This window comes from Microvirga tunisiensis (genome assembly GCF_009296175.1).
GTDB classification, from domain to species: domain Bacteria; phylum Pseudomonadota; class Alphaproteobacteria; order Rhizobiales; family Beijerinckiaceae; genus Microvirga; species Microvirga tunisiensis.
Genome location: NZ_VOSK01000803.1, coordinates 1 through 1,157, shown reverse-complemented (window position 1 = coordinate 1,157; position 1,157 = coordinate 1). Strand labels below are relative to the sequence as shown.

At 65.1% G+C, this 1,157-nt stretch carries 1 protein-coding gene; it reads left to right on the top strand.

Annotated elements, in window-relative coordinates; translation table 11 throughout:
- Window positions 1-43 precede the first annotated feature (43 nt).
- A protein-coding gene (locus FS320_RS43765; protein WP_420846859.1) for an IS630 family transposase occupies window positions 44-1,137 on the top strand; the annotation gives its coding sequence in 2 pieces (ribosomal slippage) (window positions 44-592 and window positions 595-1,137; 1,092 coding nt in all).
- The last annotated feature ends 20 nt before the right edge of the window (window positions 1,138-1,157 follow it).

Below are 1,157 nucleotides of genomic sequence, written 5' to 3'. Positions count from 1 at the left end.
AAGTCCCTGAAGAGCTGACTCGTTCGTGATTTCCCGGACTGGGATGAGTGTGATTCAGTTTGGCGAACCAGGGAGGTTCGCCATGCCTATCCCACTCCGGTCTGACTTTGATGCATCTCAGCTTCGCGCACTCGCCCGCAAGACGAAGAACGCCGCCCAGGCGCGGCGGCTTCTGGCACTGGCGGCGATCTATGAGGGTGCCGCGCGCACCGAGGCGGCGCGGATTGGCGGGGTGACGCTGCAGATCGTGCGCGACTGGGTGCTCAAGTTCAACGCTGAGGGCCCTGAGGGGCTGATCGACCGCAAGCCTCCGGGCCAGCCCTCACGGCTCACCGATCAGCATCGTCAGCTGCTGGTGCAGATGATCGAGGCCGGCCCGATCCCGGCAGTGCACGGGGTGGTGCGCTGGCGCCTGGCCGACCTGATCCAGTGGCTCTGGGATGAGCACCGCCTGCCGATCTCGAAGCAGACCCTGAGCCGGGAAGTGCGCGCGCTGGGCTATCGCAAGCTGTCGGCCCGCCCGCGTCATCACGCCAAGAGCGATGCCGCCGTGGCCGCTTTTAAAAAGACTTACCCGCGCGTGTGGCGGAAATCGCGACCCACGAGGCTCACGGCAAGCCGCTAGAGATCTGGTTTGCCGACGAGGCGCGCATCGGCCAGAAGAACAAGATCACGCGGCGTTGGGCCAGGCGCGGCACCCGTCCCTCGGCCGCGCGGGATCTGCGCACCGCCTCCACCTACATCTTCGGGGCCATCTGCCCAGCGCACGGCAAGGGAGCCGGCCTGGTGCTGCCCCGCTGCACCACACAAGCCATGAATGAACATCTGAAGGAGATCGCGCAGGCGGTGGCGCCGGGGGCTCACGCCGTCTTGCTGTTGGACCGGGCGGGCTGGCATGTCTCGCGCAAACTGCAGGTGCCGCCCAACATCACCCTGGTGCCGCTGCCAGCGAAAGCGCCTGAGTTGAACCCGGTCGAGAATATCTGGCAGTACATGCGGGAGAACTGGATCTCCAACCGGGTCTTCACGTCCTACACGGACATTCTCGATCACTGCTGCGCGGCGTGGAACAAGCTCACCGAGCAGCCGTGGACCATCATGTCGATCGGCCTGCGCGACTGGGCACACGGGTTCTGATCACCAAGACTTGGTATTAC